General features: G+C 72.6%; 10 protein-coding genes and 1 pseudogene. 9 read left to right on the top strand and 2 right to left on the bottom strand.

What is annotated here, in order from left to right:
* The first annotated feature begins 36 nt into the window (after window positions 1–36).
* Complete coding sequence (locus tag EAO76_RS46330; protein WP_316248354.1) at window positions 37–1407, top strand: PP2C family protein-serine/threonine phosphatase; 1371 nt, start codon at window positions 37–39, stop codon at window positions 1405–1407.
* 32 nt (window positions 1408–1439) lie between these two features.
* Here EAO76_RS46330 and EAO76_RS47635 read toward each other — a convergent pair.
* Window positions 1440–1532, bottom strand: a pseudogene (locus tag EAO76_RS47635) (hypothetical protein); the annotation flags it as partial.
* 236 nt (window positions 1533–1768) lie between these two features.
* Between EAO76_RS47635 and EAO76_RS18310 the strand changes: the two are divergent.
* The gene (locus tag EAO76_RS18310) at window positions 1769–3232 is read left to right on the top strand and encodes an aminopeptidase P family protein (protein ID WP_148837017.1); all 1464 of its coding nucleotides are present in this window, start codon (window positions 1769–1771) and stop codon (window positions 3230–3232) included.
* Between the two features lie 52 nt (window positions 3233–3284).
* Here the strand turns inward: EAO76_RS18310 and EAO76_RS18305 are convergent, their stop codons facing one another.
* Window positions 3285–3884, bottom strand: a complete 600-nt coding sequence (locus tag EAO76_RS18305; protein ID WP_148837016.1) for an ATP-binding protein — start codon at window positions 3882–3884, stop codon at window positions 3285–3287.
* Between the two features lie 424 nt (window positions 3885–4308).
* Between EAO76_RS18305 and EAO76_RS18300 the strand changes: the two genes are divergently transcribed.
* From EAO76_RS18300 to pheA, 7 genes are all read left to right on the top strand, one after another.
* A complete protein-coding gene (locus EAO76_RS18300) occupies window positions 4309–5112 on the top strand; it encodes a hypothetical protein (RefSeq protein WP_187438676.1) in 804 nt (267 codons plus the stop codon).
* Between the two features lie 165 nt (window positions 5113–5277).
* Window positions 5278–6012: a YcnI family protein gene (locus tag EAO76_RS18295; RefSeq protein WP_148837015.1), complete on the top strand. Its 735-nt coding sequence runs from the start codon at window positions 5278–5280 to the stop codon at window positions 6010–6012.
* Between the two features lie 249 nt (window positions 6013–6261).
* Window positions 6262–6900: an SCO family protein gene (locus tag EAO76_RS18290; RefSeq protein WP_187438706.1), complete on the top strand. Its 639-nt coding sequence runs from the start codon at window positions 6262–6264 to the stop codon at window positions 6898–6900.
* The gene (locus EAO76_RS18285) at window positions 6897–7346 is read left to right on the top strand and encodes a copper chaperone PCu(A)C (RefSeq protein ID WP_148837013.1); all 450 of its coding nucleotides are present in this window, start codon (window positions 6897–6899) and stop codon (window positions 7344–7346) included. Before EAO76_RS18290 ends, EAO76_RS18285 begins: the two co-directional genes overlap by 4 nt.
* A 14-nt stretch (window positions 7347–7360) precedes the next feature.
* Window positions 7361–9340 (top strand): copper resistance CopC/CopD family protein, encoded by a 1980-nt coding sequence (locus EAO76_RS18280; protein ID WP_148837012.1) that lies wholly within the window; start codon window positions 7361–7363, stop codon window positions 9338–9340.
* Window positions 9341–9484: 144 nt separating this feature from the next.
* Complete coding sequence (efeB, locus tag EAO76_RS18275; protein WP_148837390.1) at window positions 9485–10744, top strand: iron uptake transporter deferrochelatase/peroxidase subunit; 1260 nt, start codon at window positions 9485–9487, stop codon at window positions 10742–10744.
* A gap of 26 nt (window positions 10745–10770) precedes the next feature.
* Window positions 10771–11706, top strand: coding sequence for a prephenate dehydratase (pheA, locus tag EAO76_RS18270; protein WP_148837011.1), 936 nt, complete (start codon window positions 10771–10773; stop codon window positions 11704–11706).
* Window positions 11707–11906: the final 200 nt, after the last annotated feature.

Raw genomic sequence — 11906 nt, 5'->3', positions numbered from 1 at the left:
ATTCCATGAAACGCGCCGGTCGGAAAGCCGACAGCCATGAGTACCCCACACCTGCCAAAAGTGGCTGGAATCGATCCCACAGTTCCGGTTTCAACGCACACTGCCGGGTCTTCGCCCGATGTGCCGGCCGCTCCGGGTGCCTTCATCCAGGACCGCCTCGCCGGCTGGGTCTCCGATCTCACCACCCTTCACGAACTCACCGAGCGGCTGGCCGGTACCGGCACGCTCGACGACGCGCTCCACGAACTGCTGGAGGCCGGAGCCGCCCTGGTCGGCGCCCGCCGCGGCCTGGTCGTCCTCGAACCCTCCGACCACCGCGGCCCCGTCAGCACCATCGGCCTCGGCCTCGCCCACGCCGATCTCGGGCACATCGAGACGGTGCCGCGCAGCGCCACCTCCTACGGCCGGATCCTGGAAGGGTTCCCGGACGCCGAGGGCGCGCTGACCACCCCCGACCTGCTCGGCGACACCAGCCTGGACCCGCGCCGCCGCGAGGTTGCCGCCCGCCTCGGATACGCCGCGAGCTACGCCCTGCCGCTCACCGCCGGAACGACCGGCAGGCTCGGCGCGGCCGTCTGGCTGTACGACGAACCCGCCGAACCCCTGGAACGCCAGCGCCACCTCGTCGGCCTCTACGCCGCGTACGCGGGCGAGCACCTGGCCAGGCTGCTGGAGCTGGAGCGGGCCAGGGCCGACATCGCGACCATCTCCGAGGAGCTGCTGCCCACCCGGATGCCCCGGGTGCCCGGCGTGCAGCTGGCCGCCCGCCACCGCAGGGCGCCCCAGGGCGGCGGCGACTGGTACGACGCGCTGGCCCTGCCCGAGGGCGCGCTCGGCCTCGCCGTGGGTTCGGTGAGCGGCTCCGGGCCCAGTGCCCTGGCCGCCTCGGGACGGCTGCGGGCCGGGCTGCGGGCGTACGCGGTGATGGAGGGCGAGGACCCGGTCGCCGTGCTCTCCGACCTGGAACTGCTGCTGCGGCTCACCGAGCCGGCCCGCTCCGCGACCGCGCTGTTCGCCTACTGCGAACCGGCCCGGCGCAAGATCCTGCTGGCCGGTGCCGGGCACGCCCCGCCGCTCGTCGTCGGTGAGCGGCGCACCGATTTCGTGGAGACCTCGCTCTCCGCGCCGCTGGGGATGCTCGCCTGCTGGGAGGCGCCCAGCGTGGAGATCGCCCCCGCAGAAGGCGAAACCGTTCTGCTCTACACCGACGGGCTGTTGCGCCGTACCGGCGACTCCACGGACCGGGCGTTCGCGCGGCTCCACTCGGCGGCGGCCTCCGTACCGAAGGCACTGCGCCACGACCCCGGTTCCGTCGCCGACCACGTGCTGCGCGCCGTGCTTCCGGACGGGCTCGACCGGTCCGGCGGCACGGAGGACGTGGCCCTGCTGGCCGCGCGCTTCGACTGAGCCCGCGCGAACGCCCGGTCCGTGGAGTCGCCGGTACGGCGCAACAGCCCGTCGGTGTAGAGCAGAACGGTTTCGCCTTCTGCGGGGGCGATCTCCACGCTGGGCGCCTCCCAGCAGGCGAGCATCCCCAGCGGCGCGGAGAGCGCGGCCAGCAGGGCCACGTCCTCCGTGCCGCCGGACCGGTCGAGCCCGTCCGGAAGCACGGCGCGCAGCACGTGGTCGGCGAGCTGCTCGATCAGACCGCCGACCACGTCCACTTCGGCAACCGCCCCGGCCGTGTAACAGGCCTTCCGGCCCTGTGCCCCCTTCCGCACGCCCGTACGATGGACGGGGTCCAGTGTCGTATAAGGAGAGACAAGTCGTGGCTGAGGAGCTCACCCCGGAGAACCCGGAGACCGAAGAAGAGCAGGCTGTCAAGCAGCGGAAGAACGGCCTGTACCCGGGCGTCTCCGACGAACTCGCCGCGAACATGAAGTCCGGTTGGGCCGACACCGAACTCCACGGCCTCGAACCGATCGCCCAGGCCGCCCACACGGCCGCCCGTCGAGCCGCGCTCTCCGCGCGCTTCCCCGGCGAGCGCCTGGTCGTCCCCGCGGGCAACCTGAGGACCCGCTCCAATGACACCGAGTACGCCTTCCGCGCCTCCACCGAGTACGCGTACCTCACCGGCGACCAGACCCAGGACGGCGTCCTCGTCCTGGAGCCGACCGCGGACGGCCACGAGGCCACCATCCACCTGCTGCCGCGCTCCAACCGCGAGAACGGCGAGTTCTGGCTCGACGGCCAGGGCGAACTGTGGGTCGGCCGGCGCCACTCCCTCACCGAGGCCGAGCAGCTGCTGGGCATCCCGGCGAAGGACGTGCGCGAGCTCCCGGCCGCGCTGACCGAGGCCACCGGCCCGGTCCGCAACGTCCGCGGCCACGACGCCGGCATCGAGGCCGCGCTGACCGACAAGGTCACCGCGGAGCGCGACGAGGAGCTGCGCGTCTTCCTCTCCGAGGCCCGGCTGGTCAAGGACGAGTTCGAGATCGCCGAGCTGCAGAAGGCGTGCGACGCCACCGCGCGCGGCTTCGAGGACGTCGTGAAGGTCCTCGACAGGGCCGAGGCGACGAGCGAGCGCTACATCGAGGGCACCTTCTTCCTGCGCGCCCGCATCGAGGGCAACGACATCGGCTACGGCTCGATCTGCGCCGCCGGCCCGCACGCCACCACCCTGCACTGGGTGCGCAACGACGGCCCGGTGCGCTCCGGCGAGCTGCTGCTGCTCGACGCCGGTGTGGAGACCAACGACCTCTACACCGCCGACGTGACCCGCACCCTTCCGATCAACGGCACGTTCACCCCGCTCCAGCGGAAGATCTACGACGCGGTGTACGAGGCCCAGGAGGCGGGCATCGCGGCCGTCAGGCCCGGCGCCGACTACCGCGACTTCCACGACGCCGCGCAGCGGGTCCTCACCGAGAAGCTCGTCGAGTGGGGCCTGCTGGGCGACCTGTCCGTGGACAAGGTCCTGGAACTGGGCCTGCAGCGCCGCTGGACGCTGCACGGCACCGGTCACATGCTCGGCATGGACGTCCACGACTGCGCCGCCGCCCGCACCGAGACGTATGTGAACGGCACGCTGGAGCCCGGTGTCTGCCTCACCGTCGAGCCCGGTCTGTACTTCCAGGCCGACGACCTGACCGTGCCGGAGGAGTACCGGGGCATCGGCGTCCGGATCGAGGACGACATCCTCGTCACCGAGGACGGCAACCGGAACCTCTCCGACAAGCTGCCGCGCCGGGCCGACGAGGTCGAGGCGTGGATGGCCGGTCTGAAGGGCTGATCCCGGCCCGGTCCGGCGCGGACCGGGAGAGCCTCGGGGAAGGACGCCCTGCTCAGGACACCATGAGCAGGGCGTCCTTCCGCCATTTCAGGACCTTGTCGAAGCTGACGACGGCACCGCGGCCGGGGCGGTTGCCGAAGTGGACGTGGTCGGCGAGCTGCTCGATCAGACACAGGCCCCGGCCGTCCTCGGCACTGAGCGACGGGTACTGCGGGGAGAACTCGCACGGCTGCGCCTCGCACGACTCGCACGGCTGCGCCTCGCGCGGCTGCGGCCCGTTCCGCTCCCCGGACGTGCCGGACGGCTGCCGGGCGGGGAAGCCCGGGCCCGAGTCGGCGACCTCGATGCGGCACTTCTCGCCGTCCAGATAAGCGGTGACCCGGTACTGCCCGGAGGCCGATCCGGGCAGTTCGTCCCACGCGTCCCACGGGTCGAGGGCGACGCCCCGGCCCTCCCGGCGCTCCCGGTCCTCCGCCCGGTGGTCGCCGCCGTGCTCGACGGCGTTCGCGCAGGCCTCGCTGAGCGCGAGCGACAGATCGAAGGAGATGTCCGGGTCCACACCCGCGGTCTCCATCGTCCCCAACAGGAAGCGGCGGGCGAGCGGAACGCTCGCGGCCTCACGCCGCAGATGGAGGGACCACCAGATGCTCATGCTCCAGCCTCCTGGCCGCGGCTCGACATACCGATACCTGTATTGCCGCACCGCACCGTTCGTAAGCACGGACCGGATGTGAGACCGCTCATTCGGCGGATGGCCGTGCTCCGCGCGCCCGTGTATGCCGGGCCGGCGCACCGGCCGTCGCACCCCGCCCGACGGCACCGCGCGTCGCCCGCCCGACGCTCCCGGCCGGTGTGCCGCGACCGGCATGGCCGGCCGCGGTTCGGCGCGACGTTCGACGGCGGTTCGGCCATGGTTCCGCGCGACGTTCGGCCACGGTTCCGGCGCGGGCGTGCGCGGCGCCGGTACGGGTGCGGTGCGGGTGCGGTGCGCGGCCGGTACGGATCCGGCCGAACCGGGGCGGCCTTCCGGACCTGCCGTACCCGGGCGCGGAGCCCGGTGCGATGATGGCTGCGCCATGTCTATGCCTGTCGCACGCGCCGGAGCCGGTCTGCGGCTCCTGAGGGCCGCGGTGTTCGCCGCGGTCTGTGTCGCGCTGTCCGCGGCAGGCCACTCCCTCGCCTCGTACGCGGCGGTCCCCTGGTGGACCCTGCTCGCCGGGTTCCTGGGAATCCTCGCGCTGACGGTGCCGCTCGCCGGACGCGAGCGTTCGCTGCCGGCCATCGCCGCCGCGCTGGCCGGGGGGCAGATCGCCCTGCACACCCTCTTCGGCGTGGGCACGCACAGCGCCCCGGCGCACACCGCGGCGGGCGACGACGCGTTGATCCGGTTCGCGGCGAGCCTCGTGTGCGGCGCGGGCCCGGACCGGCTGAACGCCGCCGCCGCCCACCGCATCGTCACCACCGCGGGCATCGACCCGGCGGCGGTGGCGGGCGTCGGCCGGCAGCACCTGGCCTCCGCGGCCGACGCGCAGGCGGCCGGTCTCGCCGCGCTGCTGCCCAGCCTGCCCATGCTGCTCGGCCACCTGCTGGCCGCCACCGTCACGGGCTGGCTGCTGCGGCGCGGCGAGATCGCCCTGTTCCGGCTGGTCCGGCTGTCCGCGCACGGCGCCCAGCAGATCGCGGCCGGGGCCCGGCTGCGCGCCCTGCGCACCGCGCTCGCCCTGGTCAACGCCCTGCGCGCCGGGCTTCCCGGAGGCCCGACGACCGGGCCGCGCATCGCCCGTACCGAGGCCGACGCCCCGGCACCCGCCACCGGGGACCCCCTGCAGCACCTGGTGATCAGGCGCGGGCCGCCCCCCGCGTACGCGCTCGCAGCCTGACGCGACACCCACCGCCGGCGTACGCACGCCCCGGGGCGCGGACCTCTCCGCGCCGTACCGGTCATCAGTGCGCACGCCGTACCCGGGAAAGAGGTGTCGCGATGCCGGCGCGCACCCGCGCGCCGGGCCACCCTTCCCCCGTGTCTTCGTGGAGTGATCCCTGTCATGAACGTTTCCCGCATCGCCCTCGCCGGCGGTATCGCCGCCTCCGCCGTCCTCGTCCTCGCCGGTACGGCCTCCGCGCACGTCAGCGTGCAGCCGCAGGGCGAGGCCGCCAAGGGCGGCTACGCCACCGTCAACTTCAAGGTCCCCAACGAGCGCGACGACGCCTCGACGATCAAGGTCGAGGTCAACTTCCCGACCGACCACCCGCTGGCCTCCGTCATGCCGCAGGCCGTGCCCGGCTGGAACGTGGAGGTCACCAGGAGCAAGCTGGCCAAGCCGCTGGAGATGCACGGCCAGAAGATCAACGAGGCCGTCTCCAAGGTCACCTGGACCGCCGAGGGCGACAAGGACGGGCGCGGTATCCGCCCCGGCGCCTTCCAGCAGTTCCCGCTCTCCCTCGGCCAGCTCCCCGAGGACTCCGACCAGCTGGTGTTCAAGGCCATCCAGACGTACGACAACAAGGAGGTCGTGCGCTGGATCGAGGAGCAGAAGGAAGGCGCCGACGAGCCCGAGAGCCCGGCGCCCGTCCTCGCGCTGACCGAGGCGGCCGACGGCGGGCACGGCTCGTCCGCCGACTCCAAGAACACCGACAAGGCTGCCGACGAGCAGACCGCGGCCGCCTCGGACGCGTCCTCCAGCGACACCACGGCCCGTGTCCTCGGCATCGTCGGCATCGTCATCGGTATCGCCGGGGTGGCCTTCGGCGTCCTCGCCGGCCGCCGCCGTACCACCTGATCCGGCCCCGTACGGCCGGGCCCGGTCCGTACCGCCCGACCCCGGGTCCGTACTGCCCGGCCCCGGCCCGTACCACCTGATCCGGGGCTCCGCGCAGCCGGAGCCCCCACCCCGTCCACAGTCCCGTCCGGAGTCCTGATCCGTCCGGAACCCCGCATCAGCCGGGGTTCCGGACGCCCCGGAGCCCCACCCGTCCCACCGACCCTCAGGAAACAGTGCTCCATGCGTAGTCCCGTGCGTAAGAAAACGATGCTGGCCGCGGCGTTCGTCACCGCCGCCGCGCTCGCCCTGTCCGCCTGCGGCAGCAGCGACGACGGTGCCGAGAAGCCCATCGCCGACGTGTCGGTCCAGCCGAAGACCAAGGCCGCGACCGTCCTCGACCAGCCGTTCACCAAGCCGGACCTCGTCCTCACCGACACCCACGGCAAGAAGTACGACCTCCGCGAGCGGACCAAGGGCAAGCCGACGCTGATCTACTTCGGCTACACCAACTGCCCCGACGTCTGCCCGCTCATCATGAGCAACATCGCCATCGCCAAGAAGGCGCTGCCCAAGGCCGACCAGGACAACCTCCAGGTCGTCTTCGTGACCACCGACCCCGAGCGGGACACCCCGTCCTCGCTCGGCAGCTGGCTCAAGGCCCAGGACCCCTCCTTCATCGGCCTCACCGGCGAGTTCCCCGCCATCCAGGCGGGCGCCCGCCAGATCGGCATCGGCATCGACGCGCCGAAGAAGGAGAAGGACGGCACCGTCGTCTCGATGCACGGCTCCCAGGTCATCGCCTTCTCCCCGAAGACCGACAAGGGCTACCTCGTCTACAGCGAGGACACCTCGCCCGACGACTACACCAAGGACCTCCCCAAGATCGTCGAGGGGGAGAACCCGTGAACCGCCGCACCGCCCTCGCCGGCCTCGTCGCCCTCGCCACCGGGCTGGCACTGGCGGGATGCTCCACGTCGGACGGCGAGCCACAGCTGGAGGTGACCGGCGCGTTCATGCCACAGCCCGTCGGCGACATGGCGGCCGGCTTCCTCGTCGTGAAGAACGACGGCGGGACGTCCGACCGGCTCACCTCCGTCACCAGCCCGCTCTCGGACGACGTCACGATCCACGAGACGAAGAACCAGGCCATGCGCATGGTGACGTCCTTCGAGGTGCCCGCGGGCGGCGAACTGAACCTGGAACGCGGCGGGAACCACATCATGTTCATGAAGCTCAAGCAGCGGCCCGAGCAGGGCGAGAAGGTGTCCATAGAGCTGCACTTCGAGAAGGCCGACCCGATCAAGGTCGACCTTCCCGTGAAGGAGACCACCTACAACCCGAAGAAGCAGTGAGGGACTGACTCGTCATGACAGCCACCGCCCCGCGCTTCGGGCCTTCCCCGTCCGCTCCCGCCGTACGCCGCCCGCTCGCCTCGGCCGCGCTCCTCGCCGCCCTCGTCGGCACGGTGCTCGCCCTGCTGCTGGGGAGCGCCGGCCCGGTGTCCGCGCACGCCGCGCTCACCGGGAGCGATCCGCAGGACGGGGCGGTGGTCGCCACCGCTCCCAAGGAGGTCACGCTCACCTTCTCCGAGCAGGTCGCCCTCGGCGACGACTCCGTCCGGATCCTGGATCCCGACGGCAAGCGCGCCGACACCGGCACCGCGCCGCGCGACCTGGGGAACGGCTCCGTCGTGAAGTACGGCGTCCCGCTGCACTCCGGACTGCCCGACGGCACCTACACCGTCGCCTGGCAGGCCGTGTCCGCGGACAGCCACCCCGTGTCCGGCGCCTTCACCTTCTCCGTCGGGGCACCCTCGAAGACCACCGTCGCGCTTCCGACGGACCGGGCCGGGGGCGGCGTCGTCGGCGCCCTCTACGGCATCGCGCGCTACGCCGCGTACGCCGGTTTCGTCCTGCTGGCCGGCGGCTCCGCCTTCGTGCTCGCCTGCTGGCGGCGCGGGGCGGGGGCGCGTCCCCTGCAGCGCCTGGTCGCGCACGGCTGGCTGACCCTCACCGTCGCCACCCTGGCCATGCTGCTCCTGCGCAGCCCGTACACCGGTTCCGGGAAGCTCGCGGACGCCTTCGACCTCGACGGGCTGAAGGCCGTGCTCGACACCAAGCCCGGCGCGGCGCTCGTCTCCCGACTGCTGCTGCTCGGCGCCTCCGCGCTCTTCGTCGCCGTGCTGTTCGGGGCGTACGCGAAGCGCGAGGACGAACGCGAGAAGAAGGACCTCACCTTCGGACTGGCCATCGGCGGCACGGTGATCGCGGCGGGCATCGCCGGGACGTGGGCGCTCGCCGAGCACGCCTCGGCCGGCCTCCAGCCCGGCATCGCCATGCCGGTCGACGTGCTCCACCTGCTGGCCGTAGCCGCCTGGCTGGGCGGTCTCGTCGCCCTGCTGGTGGCGCTCCACCGGACCCCCGACATCGACGCGACGGCCGTACGGCGCTTCTCCCGCGTCGCGTTCGGCAGCGTGCTCGTGCTCACCGCGACCGGGATCTACCAGTCCTGGCGCCAGGTCGGCACCTGGTCCGCCCTCACCGGCACCGCGTACGGACAGCTGCTGCTCGTGAAGGTGGGGCTGGTCGGCGCCCTCGTCGCGATCGCCTTCTTCTCACGGCGCTGGACGGCGCGGCTGATCACGAGCGGGACGAAGGCGGACGGGACCGGAGCCGATGAGGTCGAGGCCGATGAGGTCGACGGGGCCGAGGCGGGCGAAACCGGGGCGGACGGCGCGGCCGATGGCTCGGCCCCGGTGGCAGACGGGGCGGAGGACCCCGTGCGGGCGGCCCAACTCGCCCGGCAGCGGGCCGCGGTGACCACCGCCCGGAAGAAGCGGATCCGCGACGCCGACCCGGATCGGTCCGGGCTCCGGCGTTCGGTGCTGGCGGAAGTCGGGGTCGCGGTGGCGCTGTTGGCGGTGACGACCGTGCTGACCTCGACCGAGCCCGCCCGTACGGAGGAGGAGGCCCGTGCGTCCACGGCGGCGGCCCCGGCGTCCGCGGGCCCGGTCAACCTGACGCTGCCCTTCGACACGGGTGGCGAGAACGGCAGGGGGACGGTGCGGATGGACATCGACCCCGCCCGCACCGGCGCCAACGAACTCCACATCTGGATCGACGGCACCGACAAGAAGCCCATGGACGTCCCCGAACTGAAGGTCGCCTTCACCCTGGAGTCCAAGGACATCGGCCCGCTCCCCGTCCTTCCCGACCGGATCGCCGAGGGGCACTGGGTCTCGAGCGGCGTCCAGATCCCGATGGCGGGGGACTGGAAGGTCTCGGTGACCGTCCGTACGTCGGACATCGATCAGACGACCGTCGACAAGAACGTGAAGATCGGCTGAGCAGGGATCGTGAGCGGAAACAGCAGGAACAGCGGAAGCATCAGGAAGAGCCCCGCCGGTCGCGCGGGTGGCGGACGCGCGACCGGGAACGCCCCCGGCCCCAGGAGCGGGGACGGAGACGGGAGCGGGAGCGGGGACGCCGGGGTGCGCGGCGGCGGTGCCATCTCCCGGCGGCGGCTGCTCGGCAGCGCGGGCGCGGCCGGGGCGACCGGGCTCGTACTGGGCGCGGCGGGCGGTGCGACGGGCTACGCCGCGACCAGGCCCGACGAGCCGACCGCGCTGACCTCGGTCGGCTCCACCGAGGTGATGTTTCACGGGAAACATCAACCGGGGATCACCACTCCGCTTCAGGCGCGCGGCCATCTCGTCGCCTTCGACCTGGTCCCGGGGGCCGGGCGGAAGGAAGCGATCGCCCTGATGCGCCGCTGGTCGGACACCGCCCGGCGGCTGATGACCGGCGAGCCCGCCGGAGGCGCGGCGGAGGGCGCCACCCATGACACCGGGATCGCGCTGGACGCCGGGCCGTCCTCGCTGACCGTCACCTTCGGCTTCGGCCGGACCTTCTTCGAGCGCACGGACCTGACCGACCGCCGGCCGCCGGGGCTCGACCCGCTGCCGCCCTTCTCCTCCGACCGCATCGACGCCAGGCGCTCCGAGGGCGACCTCTGGGTCCAGATCGGCGCCGACGACGCGCTCGTCGCCTTCCACGCGCTGCGCGCCGTGCAGAAGGACGCCGCACCCGCCGCCCGGGTCCGCTGGCAGATGAACGGCTTCAACCGCGCACCCGGCGCCACCGCGCGGCCGATGACCGCCCGCAACCTGATGGGCCAGATCGACGGCACCGGCAACCCGAAGCCCACCGAGAGCGACTTCGACCGGCGCGTCTTCGTCCCCGGCGGGACCGACGCGAAGTACGACTGGCTCGCGGGCGGCTCGTACGCGGTCGTGCGCCGGATCAGGATGCTGCTCGACGACTGGGAGAAGCTCCCGGTGCAGCGCCAGGAGCAGGTGATAGGGCGCCGGAAGAAGGACGGCGCCCCGCTGAGCGGCGGCACCGAGACCACCCCGATGAACCTCGACAAGGCTGGTCCCGACGGCAAGCTCCTGATCCCGGACAACGCCCACGCCCGGATCTCCTCCCCCGAGAAGAACAGCGGCGCGGCCATGCTGCGGCGCCCCTTCTCGTACCACGACGGCATCTCGTCCGACGGTGTTCCGGACGCCGGGCTGCTGTTCATCTGCTGGCAGGCGGATCCGCTGCGCGGGTTCGTCCCGGTGCAGCGGAAACTGGACCGGGGCGACGCCCTCTCGCCGTTCATCCGGCACGAGGCCAGCGGGCTGTTCGCGGTGCCGGGAGGTGCGGCGGACGGCGAGTACGTGGGGCAACGGCTCCTGGAGTCCTGAGCCGACGGGCGCATTAGGGTGACCGTATGTCCGCCACGCGCTACGCCTATCTCGGCCCCGAGGGCACCTTCACCGAGGTCGCCCTCCGTACGCTCCCGGAAGCCGCCACCCGCGAACTCGTCCCGATGGTCTCGGTTCCGGCGGCCCTGGACGCGGTGCGCAGTGGTGCCGCCGCGGCGGCGCTCGTACCGATCGAGAACTCCGTCGAGGGCGGCATCACCGCGACGCTCGACGAGCTGACCAGCGGCGAACCGCTGATGATCTACCGCGAGGTGCTGCTCTCCATCACCTTCGCGCTGCTGGTGCGGCCCGGCACCCAGCTGTCCGACATCAAGACGGTCACCGCGCACCCGGCCGCGCAGCCGCAGGTGCGCAACTGGATGGCCGCCCACCTCCCGGAGGCCGTGTGGGAGTCGGCGGCCTCCAACGCGGACGGCGCCCGGCTGGTGCGGGAGGGCCGGTACGACGCCGCCTTCGCCGGTGAGTTCGCGGCGGCGACCTACGGGCTCGAACCGCTGGTGACGGAGATCCACGACGCGGCGAACGCGCAGACCCGCTTCGTCCTGGTCGGCCGTCCCGCCCGCCCGGCGGCGCCGACGGGCGCGGACAAGACGTCGGTGGTCATCTGGCTGGGCGAGGACCACCCCGGCGCGCTGCTCGAACTGCTCCAGGAGTTCACCGTGCGCGGGGTGAACCTGATGCTGATCCAGTCGCGGCCGACGGGGGCCGGCATCGGGAACTACTGCTTCGCGGTGGACGCGGAGGGGCACATCGCGGACCGTCGGGTCGGCGAGGCGCTGATGGGACTGAAGCGGATCTGCCCGAAGGTGCGGTTCCTGGGGTCGTACCCGCGGGCGGGGGTGGCCCCGGAGGACGTACGGCCGCTGCGGGCCGGTACGTCGGACGCGGAGTTCACGGACGCCTCCGACTGGCTGGCCCGGAACATGGACGGCCGGGGCTGACGGGGCGGGACCGACGGTCCTCGTACCGCGGCTTCTCACACCCTCGACGCCGATGCCATGAACCGCTTTTCATAATCCACAGAGTTATCCACAGGAGCGCTTCTCGACCTGGGGACAAGTCGATACCGCAATGCGACATGGTCGACATATCACTCCAGTCGCCCCGGATCCGTCCACAGGCCAACACTCCACCCCACCCC

Origin of the sequence: Streptomyces sp. sk2.1 (assembly GCF_008120935.1) — a bacterium.
GTDB lineage: Bacteria > Actinomycetota > Actinomycetes > Streptomycetales > Streptomycetaceae > Streptomyces.
This window is presented reverse-complemented; position numbering and strand designations above follow the sequence as displayed.

What these genes read in the sequence shown, in the direction of transcription:
- EAO76_RS46330 (WP_316248354.1), top strand. Translation starts at nt 37, where the DNA reads ATGAGTACCCCACACCTGCCAAAAGTGGCTGGAATCGATCCCACAGTT.
- EAO76_RS18305 (WP_148837016.1), bottom strand. Translation starts at nt 3,884, where the DNA reads ATGAGCATCTGGTGGTCCCTCCATCTGCGGCGTGAGGCCGCGAGCGTT.
- EAO76_RS18300 (WP_187438676.1), top strand. Translation starts at nt 4,309, where the DNA reads ATGTCTATGCCTGTCGCACGCGCCGGAGCCGGTCTGCGGCTCCTGAGG.
- EAO76_RS18295 (WP_148837015.1), top strand. Translation starts at nt 5,278, where the DNA reads ATGAACGTTTCCCGCATCGCCCTCGCCGGCGGTATCGCCGCCTCCGCC.
- EAO76_RS18290 (WP_187438706.1), top strand. Translation starts at nt 6,262, where the DNA reads ATGCTGGCCGCGGCGTTCGTCACCGCCGCCGCGCTCGCCCTGTCCGCC.
- EAO76_RS18280 (WP_148837012.1), top strand. Translation starts at nt 7,361, where the DNA reads ATGACAGCCACCGCCCCGCGCTTCGGGCCTTCCCCGTCCGCTCCCGCC.
- pheA (WP_148837011.1), top strand. Translation starts at nt 10,771, where the DNA reads ATGTCCGCCACGCGCTACGCCTATCTCGGCCCCGAGGGCACCTTCACC.